This window comes from Stutzerimonas stutzeri (genome assembly GCF_000952685.1).
Taxonomy (GTDB): domain Bacteria; phylum Pseudomonadota; class Gammaproteobacteria; order Pseudomonadales; family Pseudomonadaceae; genus Stutzerimonas; species Stutzerimonas stutzeri_E.
This window is the reverse complement of sequence record NZ_JYHV01000011.1, coordinates 213,355-231,346: the sequence shown is the minus strand read 5'-3', so window position 1 is coordinate 231,346 and position 17,992 is coordinate 213,355. Positions and strand designations below refer to the sequence as shown.

Here is a 17,992-nt window from a genome sequence, read left to right as displayed (position 1 = left end):
GCGATGATGCCGCTGCGCAGAAGATGCATCCGGTCAGGCGAGCGCGCTTTCGATCGCCTGAATCAAGGCAGGATCGTCTGGGGCGGTACGGGGCGAAAAACGCGCTAGCACGCGACCGTCCTTATCGACGAGGAACTTCTCGAAGTTCCAGCTGATGTCTCCTGGGAAGTCGGCACCCTCGCCGGCCAGGATCCGGTACAGCGGATGCCGCTGTGGCCCGTTGACCTCGAGTTTGCTGCTCAACGGAAAGCTGATGCCGTAAGTTCCGCTGCAGAACTGCAGGATCTGCGCATCGCTGCCCGGCTCCTGAGCGGCGAACTGATTGCAGGGAATACCCAGTACGCCGAAACCACGATCCAGATAACGCTCATGCAGCGCCTGCAGGCCAGCGTACTGCGGGGTCAACCCGCACTCGGATGCCACATTGACCACCAGCGTCACCTGATTTTTCAGCGGCGCTAGGGGCAACTCCTGCCCAGCGATACCGGGTAGGACCAACTCGTGGAACGCGCTCATTCTCTCTTCTCCAGAGGGTAAAAAAGCGCTTCGGCATACCGAAGCGCTTCCATAGGTCGATCATCTGGATCGAACCTTGCCGCCACTCACTCGCCTGGCGGCGAGCCGTCAGTGCTGGTGACCACCTTCGCCATGGACGTGACCATGGGCAATTTCTTCTTCGGTGGCGTCACGCACATCGACGATCTTGACTTCAAAATTCAGACGCTGCCCGGCCAGCGGGTGGTTACCGTCGACGATCACGTCGTCACCTTCGACATCACGGATAGTGACGATCTGCATGCCGCCGTCCGGGCCGGATGCATGAAATTGCATACCGACTTCCAGTTCGTCGACACCTTCGAACATAGCGCGGTTGAGCGTGGCGACCAGCTCCGGGCTGTACTCGCCGTAAGCATCCTGCGGCTCGATGGCGACCTTTACCTCGTCGCCGCCCTGCTTACCTTCCAGCGCCTTTTCCAGACCGGAGATGATGTTGCCTGCGCCATGCAGGTAAACCAGCGGCGCGCCGCCGGCAGAGCTGTCGATCACCTCACCGGCGTCGTTGGTGAGTGTGTAGTCGATTGACACAGCCTTCTTAGCGGCAATCTGCATGAGGTGAAACCTTTGCTGGGGAATGTGATACCAAAGTTTAACCGCGAGCAGCGTCGATTGCGAACCGAGCCCGGATAAACGGGACCAGCAGCAGACTTGACGAACATCCGTAGCCCCTGCCTCTGGCGGTGTCGCATACAACCTTTGGAGAACATCGGTTCGTCATGGCCTATGCCAGAATCCGCGCCGCAAGCTAAGTGATGTATTTCAACAATTAATACGCATCAGAGGAACACCGATGTCGGCTCGAAACATCCTGGTGATTAACTGCGGCAGTTCGTCGATCAAGTTCGCACTGGTCAACGAAACGCAAGCGACCTTCCCTTTGCAAGGCCTGGCCGAACGCCTCGGCAGTCCGGAAGCGGTGCTTCATTGGCAGCTGGGAGACGCCAAGCAGAGCCGAGATATCCCGGGAGCCGACCATCGTGCTGCGTTGGAGGAGCTGCTGCCACTGGCACAGGACGCTGCAGGCGGCAAGCTCGACGGCATCGGCCATCGGGTGGTTCATGGCGGCGAGCACTTCACCGGCTCCAGCCTGATCGACGAGGACGTGCTCCAGGCGATCCGCGACAGCGCTCAGCTGGCCCCGCTGCACAATCCGGCCAACCTGGTCGGCATCGACGCGGCCATTGCGCTCTTCCCAGGTCTGCCACAGGTAAGCGTATTCGACACGGCCTTCCACCAGAGCATGCCCGAGCACGCCTTCCGCTACGCCGTGCCAGAATTTCTCTACAAGGAGCACGGTGTACGCCGCTACGGCTTCCATGGCACCAGCCACAACTATGTCAGCAAGCGCGCCGCCGAGATGACCGGGCTGCCGGTCGATGACAGCTGCTGGCTGACCGCACACCTGGGTAACGGCTGCTCGACCTGCGCCATCGTCAATGGCGAAAGCCGCGACACCAGCATGGGACTGACCCCGCTGGAAGGGTTGGTGATGGGCACGCGTAGTGGCGACGTCGACCCCAATCTGCACAGTTACCTGAACCGGACCCTTGGCTGGAGCCTCGAGCAGATCGATCGCGTACTCAACCATGACAGCGGCCTCAAGGGCCTGTCAGGCCTGTCCAACGACATGCGCACGCTCTACGAAGCCCGCATTGCCGGCCATCCGGGCGCCACGCTGGCCTTCGAGGTGTTCTGCTATCGCCTGGCCAAATCGCTGGCGAGCATGGCCTGCGCCTTGCCGAAGCTCGACGGCCTGATCTTCACCGGCGGTATCGGCGAGAACTCGGCAGCCGCGCGCAGCCGTACCCTCGAGCATCTCAAGCTGTTCAACTTCAAGCTGGACGAAGCGGCTAACGCACGCTGCACCCGCGGCGTCGGTGGCGAAATCCAGGCAGTGGGCAGCCCGCGGGTTCTGGTGGTGCCCACCAACGAGGAACGTCAGATCGCGCTGGACACCCTAGCTCTGCTTGACGCCTGACAACGCGCCGACACGGATTGCATTGCAAAATCCGGCGACCGTAAGGGGCGTCGGGTTTAGTCGATTCGACAGCGCCATCGCCCTTCGCTCGACAGGAGATCACCATGCATACGCTCTTCCTCGCCCCCTGTGGTTTTGGTGGCGGCCTCAATTCCGTCAGCCTCGGTCTGATCCGGGCACTCGAACGTGCCGGGTTGACGGTCGGCTTCTTCAAGCCCATCGCCCAGCCCTTTCCGCTCGACCAAGGCCGCGAACGTTCCTGTGTGCTGGTGGAAAACACCCTGAATATCGCTTCACCGGAGCCACTGCCGCTGGAACAGGTGGAGCGTCAACTGGCCGATGGCGAGCTCGATCTCCTGCTCGAAGACGTGGTCAGCCGTTATCAGGAAGTAGCCGCCGGCAAGGATGTGGTGATCGTTGAGGGCATGGTGCCGACGCGGGAGTTCAACCACACCTCGCGGATCAACACCCATCTGGCCAAAAGCCTGGACGCGGAAGTCATTCTGATCGCTGCGCAAGGTAGCGACACGCTCAAACGCATGGCCGAGCGCATCGAGATCCAGGCGCAGCTGTTTGGTGGTGCCAAGGATCCGAAGGTGCTCGGCTTGGTGCTCAACAAGATCAAGTGCGACGACGGTGTGCCTGCGTTCATCGATCGCCTGAAGGAACAGCTACCACTGCTCGGCACCGCGGACTTCCAGTTGCTCGGCGCCGTTCCCTACGCCGAACAACTGAACGCCCTGCGTACCCGGGACATCGCCCAGCTGCTGGATGCCAAAGTGCTCCATGCCGGCGAAGCCGAACGGCGTCGCATCAGCAAGATCGTCCTCTGCGCCCGTGCTGTCCCCAACACCGTGCAGTTGCTCCAGCCGGGTGTGCTGGTGGTTACCCCCGGCGATCGCGACGACATCATCTTGGCCGCGAGCCTGGCATCGCTCAATGGCGTCGAACTGGCGGGCCTCTTGCTGTGCAGCGACTTCGCCCCGGATCCGCGCATCCTCGACCTGTGCAAGGCTGCGCTCGACGGCGGCCTGCCCGTCATGACCGTGCAGACTGGCTCCTACGACACGGCCACCAACCTGTTCGCGCTAAACAAGGAAACGCCGGCGGACGATATCGAACGCGCCAGCCAGGTGACCGATTTCATCTCCCAGCACCTGCAGCCCGAACTGCTGCATACACGCCTCAGCGTACCGCGTAGCGAGTTGCGACTGTCGCCTCCGGCGTTCCGCTATCAGTTGGTCAAGCGCGCCCAACAGGCGAACAAGCGCATCGTGCTGCCGGAAGGTAACGAGCCGCGCACCATCCGTGCTGCGGCGATCTGTCAGGAGCGCGGAATCGCCCGTTGCGTGCTCCTGGCCAAGCCGGATGAAGTCCAGGCGGTCGCCCGCGAACAAGGCATCACGCTGCCGTCCGGCCTGGAAATCCTCGATCCGGAGCTGATCATCAACCGGTACGTCGAGCCCATGTGCGAGATGCGCAAGGCCAAGGGGCTGACCGCCGAGGACGCACGTGGACAGCTTCAGGACACCGTGGTGCTGGGCACCATGATGCTGGCGCTCGATGAAGTGGACGGCCTGGTTTCAGGCGCCGTGCATACCACGGCCAACACCATCCGCCCGGCGCTGCAGTTGATCAAGACCGCACCGGGCTACAGCCTGGTGTCGTCGGTATTCTTCATGCTGCTGCCGGACCAGGTGCTGGTCTATGGCGACTGCGCGGTGAATCCCAACCCGAGCGCTGCCGAGCTGGCGGAGATCGCGCTACAAAGCGCCGAATCCGCCGTCGCCCTGGGCGTCAATCCACGCGTGGCGATGATCAGTTATTCCACCGGCACCTCCGGCAGCGGCGCCGAGGTGGAGAAAGTTGCCGAAGCCACGCGCATCGCCCAGGAGCGTGCACCCAACCTGCCGATCGACGGTCCACTGCAGTACGACGCCGCTTCGGTCGCCAGCGTCGGCAAGCAGAAAGCGCCGAACAGTCTGGTTGCGGGCCAGGCGACGGTATTCATCTTCCCCGATCTGAACACCGGCAATACCACCTACAAGGCGGTCCAGCGCAGCGCCAACGTGATCAGCGTCGGGCCCATGCTGCAAGGCCTGCGCAAGCCGGTTAACGACCTGTCCCGCGGCGCATTGGTGGATGACATCGTATTCACCATCGCCCTCACCGCCTTGCAGGCCGACAGCCAGAAAGCCTGATCCGCTGATCCGACCTGCCCGGCCCATCGCGGCTGGGTAGGTCGCAACACCTTTCGCTGGGCGTATTCGTCTTGCAGTCCAGCGCGCAATCGGTACTCTTGCCGCCTTAATTGACGGGTATACGAGCCAATCGATGCTGAATGTCCTCCCTGCTCCCTTCCGCGGCGTCCTTGCCGGCCTGACGCTGGCGCTGAATACGCTGTTCTGGTGCTGGCCCCTTTTCGCGCTTTCGTTGCTGAAACTGGCACTGCCGATCCCTCGCGTCCAGCGTGCGCTGCGCTTCGGCATGCATTGGATCGCCGAGTCCTGGATGGCGGTCAACGGCTTCTGGATGGATCAGGTGCGGCGCACGCAATGGGATGTGCAAGGATTGGAAAAGGTCGACATGCAACACTCCTATCTCGTCACCAGTAACCACCAAAGCTGGGCCGATATCCTGATGCTCCAATACCAGTTGAATCGACGCATGCCGATTCTGAAGTTTTTTCTCAAGCAGGAGCTGATATGGGTACCCGTCATTGGTCTGTGCTGGTGGGCGCTAGAGTTCCCCTTCATGAAGCGCTTCACCAAGGAGTATCTGACCAAGTATCCGGAAAAACGTGGCCAGGATCTGGCCACGACCCGCAAGGCTTGCGAGCGCTACCGGACCAATCCGGTGTCGGTATTCAACTTTCTCGAAGGCACACGCTTTACCCAGGACAAGCATGACGAGCAGGCTTCACCCTACCGCCATCTGCTCAAACCCAGAGCCGGCGGCGTCGCCTTCGTGATCGACGCCATGGGCGAGCAGCTGACCGCACTGATCAACATCACCATCCACTACCCGGACGGCAATCCCAGCTTTTGGGACCTGCTCTGCGGCCGCATCGGACGGGTAGTGATGCGCATCGACTCACGGGCCATCCCGGCCGAGTTCCTGCATCGCAGCTACGATCAGGACGAGCGCTATCGACTGAGCTTCCAGGAATGGGTCAACGAGCTTTGGAGCGACAAGGACGCCTTGCTCGAAACGCTGCACCGGCAATACCCGCCGAGTCGCTGACGGCCTAATCGCGCACCTGGTGATCGAGCTTCGCCCAGTCGACCGTCCGCGGAAACGCCAATGCATCCTCGACGGCCAATCCCGGCGCTACCAGAAAGCCCTGCATCACTTGGCAACCATTGGCAATCAGCCAATCGCGTTGAGCCGCTGTTTCGACGCCTTCGGCGATGACTTCCAGCCCCAGGTTGCGCCCCAGGTCGATGATGGTGCTGACCACCGCGGCATCGCGGGGCGAATCGAGCATATTGGCGATGAACAGGCGGTCGATCTTCAGCGTATCCAGATCGAAGTGCCGCAGGTAGGCCAGTGACGAATAGCCCGTGCCGAAGTCATCCACCGCCACCCTTACGCCCAGCTCCCGCAGTTGCCGGAGCTTGTCGCAGCTCTGCTCCAGATCCTGCATCAGCGCACCTTCGGTGACCTCCAGTTCCAGCTGGCGAGGATCAAGCTGGGACTCGTCGAGCAGGCGACGCAATTCATCGATCAAGCCGACCCGGCCGAACTGAACCGGGCTGACATTGAAGCTCAGGATCATTTTTTCACCGAATCGCTCACGCCAGTCACGACATTGAGCCAGGCCCTCGCGCAGAGCCCATTTACCGACCCGGTCGATCAGCCGCGTTTCTTCCAGCAAGGGAATGAACACGTTGGGTTCGACTTCACCGCGACCGCTGTAATCCCAGCGCAGCAGAGCCTCGAAGCCGCGTAGCTCGCCTGTTTCGAGCACGATCTGGGGCTGGTAGACCAAGCCGAAGCCATTGCGGTCGATGGTGCTGCGCAGATTCTCCTCCATCATCAGGCGCGCATGGGCGCGGCCGTTCATTTCGTTGGAGAAAAACCGATACTGCTGCCGTCCGTTGCGTTTGGCTTCATACATGGCCATGTCCGCTGAACGCAGCAACTCCTCGACGCTCTGGCCGCAATCCGGAAAATGCGCGATACCGATACTGGCGCCGAGCGTCACGTCGGTACCGCCGATGGTATGCCGGACCGAAATCAGCTCGATGAGTTTTTCCGCCACCTTGGCAGCGTCTTCCGGATGATCGAGCGAATCCAGCAATGCGGTGAACTCGTCGCCGCCCATGCGGGCAATAATGTCGTAGGGCCGCATGCAGGTTTCCAGCACCCGCGCCACGCGGCAGAGAATCTCGTCGCCCGCATCGTGCCCCAGCGAATCGTTGATACGCTTGAATCCGTCCAGGTCGATGTAGAGGATGGCCATGCGCTTGCCGTTCCGGTCAACCCTCGCCAAGGCCGAATCCAGCGCCTGGTGGAAGCCCCGCCGATTCAGCAAGCCGGTCAGCGAGTCGGTCACCGCCTGGGTTTCCAGCTGCACGTGCAGATTGCGCACCACCGACATGTCCAGGGCGATCACCACCATTGATCGCTGTTGACGAGGCAGTGGTGACGCAGACAAAGCCACCGGCAGCGTGCCGCCGTTGGCGGTATATAGCTGTGCTTCGTGCAGACGGAAGGTATTGCCGCTACGCCATTGCTTGTAGAACTCGGTGTCGCGCCAGGCTTCGGGCATTTGCGGCGCGGCGAGATGATCGACCAATGCCGTGCCCTGTAGATCGTCGACGCTGGTGTGTAGCATTTGTGCGATCGCCGGGTTGGCGAAGTTGATGTAGCCATCCTCGCCCACCACCAGAATGCCTTCGGCGGCGTTGTTCAGCACCGAGGCGTTGAATGCCCGCGCGCTGTCGAGCTGCTGGGTCAGCAATTGCAGATCGCGCCGGTTGTGCTCGTGGCTGAGCAACGTGTTGATCTTGTGCTTGAGCACCTGTGGATCGAAGGGTTTCAGGATGAAATCAACCGCCCCCGTCGCATATCCCCGCAATACCGACTCACGGGTATGCGCGATGGCCGAGACGAAAATGATCGGGGTGTAGCGCGTGTGCGGGCTGCCACGCATCAGGCGAGCGACTTCGAAGCCGTCCATACCCGGCATTTGCACGTCCAGCAGTACCAGCTCCACATCCAGATCGAGCAGCGCCTGCAGCGCGGCTTCGCCGGAATTGACCGTGTGCACCTGCCAGTCGCCGTCGCCCAGCAAGGCCTCCATCGCAACCAGATTCGCCTCGCGATCATCGACGACCAGCAACGTCCGGGTACGAGGCTGTGATTTGGCTTGTACCCGGCCCATCACCTGACTCTCCTACCCGATGCACAGTTGATTCCGACCACGATGGCGTCGATAGAGGCGCCACTCCGGCATGAACAATGCGTCACACACTTCTCCTTCATGGGCTCTCGCCAGGGCCATCAGCCTGCTCGAGGCAACGCCGCAGCAGGTCGACCAACCTGGGATTTTCGACCGGCTTGAACAACACATCGTCCGCACCCGCGGCGATGCTTTGATCCCTGACGGTCGGATCGTCACCAACCGCCAGTGCCACGATTGGCACCTGACAACCATAGTCGTTTCTGAGCTGCCGGATCAGTGCAGGACCGCCATTGTCCGGCATAGCCATGTCCACCAATGCCAAATCGAATGCATCTTCATCGAATCGTTCAAGTGCCTCGGAACGCGTGGTGGCCGGCACCACCTGCAGCCCCTGCTCGTCGAGCATGGCGCTGATGGAGTAGATCGATCGCACATCCGAATCCACCAGCAGCACCCGCTGACCCAGTAGAGGATGTTCCACTTCATCCATGCCCAGCGGCGCAGGCTCGGCTGCGGCGGGCTTCAATGCATCTTCCATATGCTCCAATTCCTCTGTTTTTGACAACGCAACCGACGAATAGCGCCGAAGTCGCTGTAGATTCTTTTCCGAAAGCGGTTCACGGCTGTTCAATATCACACGCACATCTTTCAGCGAGCGCAGGCGATCCAGCGCTTCGAGCAGATCCAGGCCATCCTCGCCGGGTAGATCGAAGTCGATGATCAGCACCGTGAAGCTGTGCTCGGCATAGGCCAGCCTGGCCTCCTCGCTGCGCCGGCACTCGGTGACCCGGTAGCCGAGACGCTCGAAATGCTCACGCAGTTGCCGACGCCGCTCAGGGTCCGTCTCGACCAACAGCAATCGCATCGAACTGATTTCCTGACGCGCCAGATCGATGAACAGCCGCTCCAGCTCCGATTGAGCCACAGGTTTGAGCAGGTAGTGCGAGCCGTCATCCGACCAGCCTTGCGGCTGCGGTACGCAAGAGATGATGTATACCGGCGTGTCCTGGTGCCGAGAGTCGGAGCGCAGCACACGATGAACCTGCCAACCGCTGATGTCCGGCAGCAGGATGTCGAGAATGACCGCCGCGAAGCGGTCCTGCTCGAGTGCCTCCAGCCCCTCTTGCCCGGTACCGCAAATCACGCTGGGGAAACCATGGGATTGCCCAACCTCAGCTACCACGGAGGCGAAATCGGCGTCGTCCTCGACAATCAATAAACCGCCGCCCTGGCCGCGACGCTGGGACGGCCGTAGCGTCCGGACCTCCGTGGTCGTCGCCAGTTTCAGGGGCAGTTCGACGGTAAAACTGGAGCCTTGGCCCGGCGCACTCCTGAGCCGGATGCCGCCGCCGAGCACTTCGGCCAGCTGCCGCGCGATGGCCAGGCCAAGTCCTGTGCCGCCGTACTGTCGGCTGATCGAACCATCGATCTGCTGGAACGCCTGGAAGATCCGTTCATGTTGGTCTTCGGCAATGCCGATGCCGGTGTCGGTCACGCAGATCTGCAAAAGATCTTCGCCGACGGGATTTTCGGCAGGTTTTTGCGAGACATGGATGTCCACGGAGCCGTGCTCGGTGAACTTCAAGGCGTTAGTGATGAGGTTACGCAGGATCTGCTGCAGACGGGCGCGATCACTGATGATCGAGACCGGCACATCCGGGTCGATTCGAGAGCCGAGGGTCAGGCCGTTCTGCTCGGCCATCGGCTCGAGTCCGGCCACCAACTCAGCCAACAGCTCGGCCAGGTTGACCGGCTCCGGCTTGATCTGCATATGACCGGCCTCGATCTTGGCCAGATCAAGTACATCGTTGATCAGTTGCAGCAAGTCATGACCGGCACGATGGATGATGTCGGCATGCCGCACCTGCTTTTCGGTCAGGTTGCTCGCGGCGTTCTGCCGCAACTGGTCGCTGAGGATCAGGATGCTGTTGAGCGGCGTGCGCAGCTCGTGGGACATGTTGGCGAGGAATTCGGATTTATAGCGGTTGGCGACGACCAGCTCATTGGCCTGATCACGCAAACGCCGCTCGGCGGCCTTGCGGTGGCCGATATCGATCACCACGGCCTGCACCAATTGTTCTTCACCGCTGCGCAGCGGTGACAGGCCAACCTCCACGGGCAATAGATGACCATCCCGATGGCGACCGAACAGTTCGCGGTTTTCGCCCAGACGGCGTGATTCGGCATCCTGCCCGAAACGGTAGCGCACCTCGTGATAGATCTTGCGCATCGACTCGGGGATCAGCAGTTCGACCGGCTGACCCAGCAGCTCTTGCCGGCTATAGCCGAACAGCAGCTCGGTTTGCCGATTGACCATGACGATTCGACCGTCGTGGTCGAACAGCAGGAAGGCGTTCGGCGACGCTTCGACCACATTGCGAAACCGCTCTTCGTCACGCTTGCGCTGCTGAAGATCAACCAGGTTGAGCAAATGATAAATGGCGTTATCGCGCCTGAAGCTGGTCAGGCTCAGCGAAACCGGTATCGGCGTGCCATCTTCGCGTAGCGCCTGGCTCTCCTGATGAGTGGCCTCCAGCCGCGGTCCACCGGTGGAATCTACCAGCGCACCGGGAACATAACGATTGAGGCGCTCACCCGCGAGCAGGCCGGCGCTGCTCCCCAGCAGTGCCGCGGCGCTCTGGTTCGCCAGCTCTATTCGGCCCTGGTCGTTACACAGCAAGGTTGCCACCGGCAACTGCTCGATCAACTGACGAAACCAAGCCTCGCGCTCCTGCAGCTGCGCACCTAACGCCTGACTGCTGCGCAGTGCGCGCTCGCGCAAATACAGGTAGCCACCGATCAGCAGGGAGAATAGGATCGCGGCGGTCATGGCGGCCGCCAGGTTGAAGGCCCCGCTGCTTCTGTTCAGGATGGCTTCGTATTCGGGCGTGCTGCCCACCTGCAGCTGCCAGCTGCGACCGTACATGTAGATATTGCGGGTGCGATGAAAGCGCGCATCATCGCTCACCGCCGCTCGGCCCACCAGCAGCGGTTCGTCTGGTATGGCGGCGTCGAACAGCTGCAGCTGGAACAGCTTGCTGCGCGACCCCAGCACACCTTCCATCAGATCGGTCAGTCGAAAAGCCCCGTGCAACGTGCCGGCAAAGGCTGCTTGGCGCTCTTCCAGGGTCGTGACGGGAGCGCCGACCCGGTACAGCGGAAGGTAAAGCAGAATGCCCACCTGGGCGTTCTGTTCGGTTTCCTGCTTGAGTCGCAACGGTCCGGTGAGCATCGGCGTGCCAATGTTGCGCGCCGCCATGATGGCTTCTCGCCGAGTCTCTTCGCTCAGCATGTCGAAGCCCAGCACGCGACGATTGCGCCAATCGAGCGGGTGAATGAAATCCGTAATCAGGTATTCGTCGCGATCGCCAGCCGGGTACATACGAAAATTGCTGCGACCCTCTTTACGCATCTCCGTGAGCAGTGAGGCCAGGTTATCCGCACGCACGTATCGAGCTAGGGCGATCGCCTGGATGCCGGGGTAGAAATCTTGCAGTTGAAGCTGATCGGAGGCCCGGTTCCAATCGTCCAGACTGACGGTATCGCTGCCAACGAAAAGACCGGCTAGGCCACGCATGACCATCTCGTACGCGCGCATGCGCTCGCGCAGGTTGCTTTCGACGTCATTGACCGCCAGATTGAATCGTTGCGCCTGCTCCGCGCGGATCCGTGCTTCCTGTACCTGCCACTGCCAGACGACCCATCCTCCAAGCCCGGCCATCAAGGCCAACGTCACGACCAATGGCAGCCAAGGCTTACGAGAATGGAGAGCAGAACGATCATCCATTCGACCTCCTCAATGCCACCACATGGCTCGTTTGTCACCAGCTTCAGAGTCGTGGATTGCCGAGAGGTTCAATGACAGATGAAGAAAAGAGGGAAAAATGACGTCACTTAAATGACATAGACGAGCCATTGCGGCTCGCCTATCAAGGTCGCTTACAGAGGGCGCAGATTGATCTCTACACGCCGATTCTGTGCACGCCCAGCAGCGGTATCGTTGCTGGCGATCGGCTGGCTCGGACCGGCCCCGAAGGATGAGATTCGAGACGCGGCCACGCCGTTGCCTTCCAGGTAGGCGGCAACGCTCCGCGCACGACGGTTGGACAGATCCTGATTGAGCTGTAGCGAGCCCGTGCTGTCGGTATGACCAACGATGTCGATGCCGTTCTTGTTGAATTCCTTGAACACCCGAACCAAGGAGTTCAGGGTCGGGTAGAAGCTGCTGGAAATATCTGCCGAGTTGCTCGGGAAAGTGATGTTACCCGGCATGATCAGCGTCAGGTTGTCGCCCTCGCGCTGGACCTGAACCCCGGTGCCCTGCAGGGTCTGGCGCAGCTTGGCTTCCTGGGTATCGACATAGTAGCCATAGCCGCCACCGGCGGCGCCGCCGACCGCCGCGCCGATCAGGGCGCCTTTGGCACGGTCCTTCTTGCTGGAGGTAGCGGCGCCGATCACTGCGCCGCTGACCGCGCCGATGCCACCGTAGATGCCCGCCTTGCCCGCTTCTCGTTCGCCGGTGTAGGGGTTGTTAGTACAGCCGGCCAGCAGTGCGATGGTGGCGGCGAATGCGGTCAGATTGCTGAGTTTTTTCATGGTGACTTCCTTCATCTGCGGGACGCCAGCCTGCAGGGACTACACGTCCGCAGGCTGAAATGCGCCGCTAGGTTAACACTCAGCCAGCAGTAGAACCGGAACGTGCCGACGAACCCACGACGAATTAAGCACGGACAAAAGGGTTCTCTCGCATCTCGTCACCCAACCGCGTTTGCGGTCCGTGCCCAGTGATGACAGTCGCGTCCTCGTCCAGGCAGTACAGCCTCTGTCTGATCGACCGCTCGATGGTGGCATAATCGCCACCCCAGAGATCGGTCCGGCCGATTCCACGGCGAAAAAGCGTATCCCCGGCAACCAGCAACTTCACGTCAGGGAACCAGAAGCACATCGAGCCCGGCGTATGGCCCGGCGTGTGGAGCGCGACGCCACAGCCGCAGGCCAGTGCCTGATCGTCGGCCAACCAGCAATCCGGGGCCGGCACCGGCGTATAGGGTACCCCGAACAGCCGGCACTGCTGCTCAAGACTGTCCCAGAGGAACTGGTCGTCCTTGTGCAGGTGCAAGGTGGCGCCGGTTCGCTCCTTGATCTGCCCGGACGCGAGGAAGTGATCCAGATGCGCATGGGTGTGAATGACATTGACGACCTTCAATCCCAGGGCATCGATTCGCGCAAGGATCACCTCCGGATCGCCGCCCGGGTCCACGACGACGGCCCGGCCCGTCAACGAATCGCCAATGATCGTGCAATTGCATTGCAGCGGACCGACGGGAAAGGTTTCACTGATCAACGTATGGCCTTTGTCTAGCACCTTGACTCCTCAGGTAACCGAATTTTTTCCGCAAAACAGCCACTACTAACCTATACGGCACACGCAGACGTGTCATTCAGACGGAGAGCCGAGCCATCGACATAGCGGATCTGCAGCGCATCTTCGATGCCCTGCCTGGAATCGTCCTCGTGGTTGCCAACGATGCCGACTACACCATGGTCGCCGCCAGCCAGGAGCGCTTGCGAGCGACCATGGCGCGTCGTGAAGACATCATTGGCCGCCCGCTGTTCGAGGCCTATCACGGCGGCGACGCCTCGGTGTCAACGTCCCCCGGCTACGATCTGCTGCGCGCATCGTTGGCGGAGGTCGCGCGCACCGGACGCCTACAACACCTCAAGACGGTCGGCTATCCACTGCGGCGTCCGCACGGCGAAGGCACCCGTGACGAAAATCGCTATTGGGACGTGGTCAATGTGCCGGTGCTGGATGAACAAGGCCAGGTCAGCTACATCATCCACCAGGCCGAAGACGTCACCGAAAGCCTTCTCGAGCAGGAGTCTGCGGCGCTACGCCTGCGCGAGAGCGACGAGCGCCTGAACGCGGCACTGCTGGCCTCCGGCACCGGTACTTTCTATTGGGATCTGCGCAACAATCGCCTGGACATGGACCTGCCCATGCAGCGCCTGTTCGGCCTGGAGGGCCTGACATCAGGCTGGCTCAACGACCTTCTCGATACGATCCACCCTGACGATCGGGACAGCATCGCCCAGCAGTGCGAGCGCTGTGCACGCTACGGGGACGATTTCGAGATGCAATTCAGGGTCAGACTGCCGGAGGGCAACGAGCGCTGGATATTCGACAAGGGCCAGACCTTCACCGACGCCAACGGCAGACCCTCATACATGGTCGGTGCTTGTCTCGACATTACTCAGCACAAGCGTACCGAACGAGCACTGCACCGCCTCAACGAAACCCTCGAGCAGCGCGTCAACGCTGAAGTCGCAGCACGCGCCAAGACTGAGGCGGCGCTGCGGCAGTCGCAGAAAATGGAAGCGGTCGGCCAGCTGACCGGCGGCCTGGCGCACGATTTCAACAACCTCCTGGCGGGCGTAATCGGCTCGCTGGAGCTGCTATCGGTTCGCCTGGATCAGGGCCGCACCGACGACCTGCAGCGTTATATCCGCAGCGCGTTGACCTCCGCCACTCGCGCGACCGCGCTCACCCACCGCCTGCTGGCTTTTTCACGACGCCAGACGCTCGACCCCAGCCCCACCGATCTCAACACCCTGATAGAAGGCATGATGGAGCTGCTGCAACGCACCATCGGGCCAATGGTGAGCTATTCGACGCAGTTGTCGGACGAACTCTGGCTCACCCTCTGTGACACCAACCAGCTGGAAAACGCCTTGCTGAACCTCACCATCAACGCCCGCGATGCGATGCCTGATGGTGGTCAGTTGACGCTGATCAGCGAAAACCTGCGACTGGACGAGCCGCTCGCCCAGGAAATCGGCCTGCAATCCGGTGAGTACGTCGCACTCGGCGTCCGCGATACGGGCGTCGGCATTCCTCCGGAAAAGCTCGGCTACGTCTTCGATCCGTTCTACACCACCAAACCTCTGGGCGAAGGTACGGGGCTCGGCTTATCCATGGTCTACGGCTTCGCCAAGCAATCGGGCGGAGGCGTGCGTATCGAGAGCACGGTGGGCGAAGGCACCAGTGTCTGGATCTACTTGCCCCGCCACCACGGCCAGTCGACCAGCCTGCATGCGCCGTCCACTACGGACCTGCCACCCGCTTCGGTCGAAGGGCGTACCGTTCTGGTGGTGGATGACGAACCAAACGTCCGTATGCTGGTGACGGAGGTGCTGCAGGAAATGGGGCTGAACACCCTGGAAGCGGCGGAAGGTCCCAGCGGCCTGCGCATTCTCGAGAGCGATGCACATCTGGATCTGCTGATATCGGATATCGGGCTGCCCGGCGGCATGAACGGGCGGCAACTCGCCGATGCCGCCCGGGAAAAGCGGCCGTCCTTGCGCGTGCTATTCATCACCGGCTACGCCGAGAGCTCGGTGCTACAGCGCAGCAACGCCTCGTACGACTACGAGGTCCTGACCAAGCCGTTCAGCATCTCGAACCTCGAAGACAAAGTCCGCAGCATGCTGGAGCCCGGTCAGGAGCCAGACGACGCCTAGCTCCTTTCCCGTCTCGTTGCTAGATCGAGGAGATGGCGTGACTGCCCTCTTCCAGCCAGCGCGCGATGTCGACCCGGATACGCTTCTTGTCCAGCTTGCCGACACTGGTCTTGGGAATGTCAGCTACCACCGCGATCTGCTGCGGAATCGCCCACTTATTGATCTGCCCCTGCTCCACCGCAGGCTCGAGAAAGCGCTGCAGCGTACGCGCATCGAGCTGTTTGCCCTCGCACAGCACAACCAGGGCGAATGGGCGTTCGCCCCAGCGCTCGTCAGGCACACCCACCACCGCCACGTCGCGTACAGCCTCGTGACGACTGATCAAGCCTTCAATCGCCAGCGAGGAAACCCACTCGCCGCCGGTCTTGATGACATCCTTGATGCGATCGCGAATGTCGATGTTACCCATCTCGTCGACGGTCGCGACGTCGCCGGTATGCAGCCATCCGCCAGCCCATAGCTCTTCGCTCTTTTCAAGATTGCCGGCATAGCCCTGAGTCAGCCAGGGCGCCCGAAGCACCAACTCGCCCTGGGATACGCCGTCGGCTGGTAGAAAACTGCCGTCCGGTGCCTGGATGGCGGCATCGACCAGCACCACCGGCACCCCAGCCTTGAGGCGGTAGCTACTCTGCTCGTCCTCGCTGGCCTCACGCAGCTCATCATTGATATGGGCACCGGAAATCAGCGGGCAGGTTTCCGACATGCCATAGGCAGCCACCAGCTGCATGCCGCAGGCACGGGCTGATTCGTAGAGACCACGGGTCAGCGCACTGCCGCCGATGGTGATTTTCCAGCCGTTGAAGTCCGTGCCCTTCGCCGCCTTGGCGTTGAGCAGCATCTGAACGATAGTCGGCACGCAATGCGAGAAAGTGACCTTCTCCTTGCGCCACAGCTCGATCAGCAATTCTGGATCGTAGCGCCCAGGATAGACCTGCTTGAGGCCCATCATCGTCGCCACGTACGGCAGCCCCCAGGCATGCACGTGGAACATCGGCGTGATCGGCATGTAGACGTCGCCCGCCGCCATCAGCTGGGGATTCTCGCGACAGCCGACCGTTATCGCTCCGGCAAGGGTATGCAGGACTAACTGGCGATGGGTGAAATAAACGCCCTTGGGATCTCCGGTGGTGCCGGTGGTGTAGAAGGTCGTCGCCACCGAGTTCTCATCGAAGTCCGGGAAATCGTAGTGCGGCTGCGCCTCGGCAAGCAGGCTTTCATACTCGCCCACGCAGTTGGGCAGATCGCAGGTCTTGTCATCGGCATCGGTAATCAGCAGCGTTTTATCGACCGTGGTGAGCTGCCCGGCGATCGCCTGATACAGGGGCGCGAATTCGCTGTTGACCAGAACGAAGCGATCTTCGGCATGATTCATGGTGTAGAGGATCTGCTCCGGAGACAGGCGCACGTTGATGGTATGAACCACCGCACCAATCATCGGGATGGCGAACATACATTCGAGGTAGCGATGACTGTCCCAGTCCATGACCGCCACGGTGTCACCCGCCTTGACCCCGGCGGCGGTCAGTACGTTGGCGAGCCGGGCAATGCGCTGATTGAGGGTGCGATAGTCGAAACGCACCTGATCACGGTAGACGATCTCACGAGTGCGCTCATAACGCTGGCCCGACAACAGCAGGCTCTTGATCAACAGGGGATACTGGTAGGCATTCGCGGCGGGTTTGATCACTCGGGTCTGCAACATAGGGCTTCCTGTTATTGATGTTATGAGAGGCACGCTGGACACGGCGTCGGATGTTCGCCGCGCAAACCGTCGCGCGGCGTCCCGAGTCGACAGTCAACCTGGCCGTCGTTCAACGCGTCGAGGCCCGCTGTGTAACAGCCGATTGCATAACCCGGCGATCAGGCAATCTCGCTTGCCGCCAGGCGGACGCCAAGGCCGATCAGCACCGCGCCGGTGACCCGATCGAACCAGTGCCCCATGCGCGCGAAGCCTGCCCGCACGCGCTCGCGGCTGAACAGCCAGGCCACCAGGCAGAACCACAAGCCGGTAGCGAACGCCAGATATACCCCATAGCCCGCCTGAACGGCGAGTGGGGTATGGGGGTCGATAACCACTGTGAATAGCGACAGAAAAAATAGTGTGGCCTTGGGATTCAAGCCGTTGGTAACGAAACCCACCGTAAAGGCACGTCTGCAAGATTGTGCTCCGCCAGTGCCGGGCGGTGGCAGATCGCCGACCGCAACGGGCTTGGCGCGTAGCGCTTGAACACCGAGATAGAACAGATAACCGGCTGCCAGCCACTTGAATAGGTTGAACAGCACGATCGACTGCGAGACGATCAGGCCAATACCAAGCAACGAATAACCCACGTGTAGCAAAATACCGCTGCCCACACCGATAGCCGTCCAGCTGCCGCTGCGCTGACCACGGGTCACACTTTCACGCACGACCACCGCAAAGTCCGGTCCGGGACTGGCCACAGCAAGCAGATGAACCAGCGCCACGGTAAGAAACTCCATCCAATACATCTAGCGACTCCGCTATTTCCGGGGCGGGACATCCG

At 61.3% G+C, this 17,992-nt stretch carries 12 protein-coding genes; 4 read left to right on the top strand and 8 right to left on the bottom strand.

The genetic code is table 11. The features are described from left to right. Positions 1 to 33: 33 nt before the first annotated feature. Together UF78_RS04900 and UF78_RS04895 are read right to left on the bottom strand one after the other, a co-directional pair. Entirely contained in the window at positions 34 to 516 is a 483-nt protein-coding gene (locus tag UF78_RS04900; RefSeq protein ID WP_045160909.1) for a glutathione peroxidase, read from the bottom strand. 108 nt (positions 517 to 624) lie between these two features. Further along, positions 625 to 1,110 (bottom strand): FKBP-type peptidyl-prolyl cis-trans isomerase, encoded by a 486-nt coding sequence (locus UF78_RS04895; RefSeq protein WP_045160908.1) that lies wholly within the window; start codon positions 1,108 to 1,110, stop codon positions 625 to 627. Between the two features lie 238 nt (positions 1,111 to 1,348). Between UF78_RS04895 and UF78_RS04890 the strand changes: the two genes are divergently transcribed. The 3 genes from UF78_RS04890 (at position 1,349) to UF78_RS04880 (ending at position 5,779) form a co-directional block, all read left to right on the top strand. Beyond that, positions 1,349 to 2,536: an acetate kinase gene (locus UF78_RS04890; protein ID WP_045160907.1), complete on the top strand. Its 1,188-nt coding sequence runs from the start codon at positions 1,349 to 1,351 to the stop codon at positions 2,534 to 2,536. Positions 2,537 to 2,640: 104 nt separating this feature from the next. Next, positions 2,641 to 4,737 carry a phosphate acetyltransferase gene (pta, locus tag UF78_RS04885; protein WP_045160906.1) on the top strand — a complete coding sequence of 699 codons (2,097 nt, stop codon included), beginning with the start codon at positions 2,641 to 2,643 and terminating at the stop codon, positions 4,735 to 4,737. Between the two features lie 133 nt (positions 4,738 to 4,870). After that, positions 4,871 to 5,779 (top strand): acyltransferase, encoded by a 909-nt coding sequence (locus UF78_RS04880; RefSeq protein ID WP_045160905.1) that lies wholly within the window; start codon positions 4,871 to 4,873, stop codon positions 5,777 to 5,779. Positions 5,780 to 5,783: 4 nt separating this feature from the next. Here UF78_RS04880 and UF78_RS04875 read toward each other — a convergent pair whose 3' ends face one another. From UF78_RS04875 to UF78_RS04860, 4 genes are all read right to left on the bottom strand, one after another. Continuing rightward, positions 5,784 to 7,925, bottom strand: a complete 2,142-nt coding sequence (locus UF78_RS04875) for a putative bifunctional diguanylate cyclase/phosphodiesterase (RefSeq protein ID WP_045160904.1) — start codon at positions 7,923 to 7,925, stop codon at positions 5,784 to 5,786. A 97-nt stretch (positions 7,926 to 8,022) separates the two neighbouring features. Then, positions 8,023 to 11,733: a CHASE domain-containing protein gene (locus UF78_RS04870; RefSeq protein ID WP_045160903.1), complete on the bottom strand. Its 3,711-nt coding sequence runs from the start codon at positions 11,731 to 11,733 to the stop codon at positions 8,023 to 8,025. 152 nt (positions 11,734 to 11,885) lie between these two features. Further along, positions 11,886 to 12,542 (bottom strand): OmpA family protein, encoded by a 657-nt coding sequence (locus UF78_RS04865; RefSeq protein ID WP_045160902.1) that lies wholly within the window; start codon positions 12,540 to 12,542, stop codon positions 11,886 to 11,888. Positions 12,543 to 12,666: 124 nt separating this feature from the next. After that, positions 12,667 to 13,311 (bottom strand): MBL fold metallo-hydrolase, encoded by a 645-nt coding sequence (locus UF78_RS04860; RefSeq protein WP_045160901.1) that lies wholly within the window; start codon positions 13,309 to 13,311, stop codon positions 12,667 to 12,669. Positions 13,312 to 13,385: 74 nt separating this feature from the next. Here UF78_RS04860 and UF78_RS04855 point away from each other — a divergent pair, with 74 nt between their 5' ends. Beyond that, positions 13,386 to 15,467 carry an ATP-binding protein gene (locus tag UF78_RS04855; protein WP_336434153.1) on the top strand — a complete coding sequence of 694 codons (2,082 nt, stop codon included), beginning with the start codon at positions 13,386 to 13,388 and terminating at the stop codon, positions 15,465 to 15,467. A 19-nt stretch (positions 15,468 to 15,486) separates the two neighbouring features. Here UF78_RS04855 and UF78_RS04850 read toward each other — a convergent pair whose 3' ends face one another. Together UF78_RS04850 and UF78_RS04845 are read right to left on the bottom strand one after the other, a co-directional pair. After that, positions 15,487 to 17,169, bottom strand: a complete 1,683-nt coding sequence (locus tag UF78_RS04850) for a fatty acid--CoA ligase (RefSeq protein ID WP_045160899.1) — start codon at positions 17,167 to 17,169, stop codon at positions 15,487 to 15,489. Between the two features lie 158 nt (positions 17,170 to 17,327). Then, positions 17,328 to 17,957: a LysE family translocator gene (locus UF78_RS04845; RefSeq protein ID WP_045160898.1), complete on the bottom strand. Its 630-nt coding sequence runs from the start codon at positions 17,955 to 17,957 to the stop codon at positions 17,328 to 17,330. Positions 17,958 to 17,992: the final 35 nt, after the last annotated feature.